Genomic DNA, 234 nt, shown 5'->3' with positions numbered 1-234 from the left:
CTTGCCATCGAGTCGTCCCTGCAGGCCTCCGGGGCCCGGACTCGGATGTCGACGGAGTTGTCGCAGCGGGAGACCGTCGGCGCGTTCGTCTTTGCGGGTTTGGGTATGGCATTCATGGAGCGTTCGCTGGCCGAGAGATCGGTCGCGTCCGGCGCGGAGATATTTCCGGTGGAGCCTCCGATCTCACTGAATTACGGCGTCGAGTTCGATCCGGATACGCTCTCGCCGTTGGGC

General features: G+C 64.1%; 1 protein-coding gene. It reads left to right on the top strand.

Annotation, left to right across the window (positions count from 1 at the left end):
* Positions 1-45: 45 nt before the first annotated feature.
* On the top strand, positions 46-234 hold a 189-nt coding region (locus COI75_RS17370), incomplete at its 3' end, for a hypothetical protein (RefSeq protein ID WP_218006721.1).

The organism is Bacillus cereus (genome assembly GCF_002564555.1).
Classification (GTDB): Bacteria; Bacillota; Bacilli; order Bacillales; family Bacillaceae_G; genus Bacillus_A; species Bacillus_A cereus_K.
Note: the sequence above shows the minus strand (reverse complement) of the source record. Positions and strands in the feature narration are given on the sequence as shown.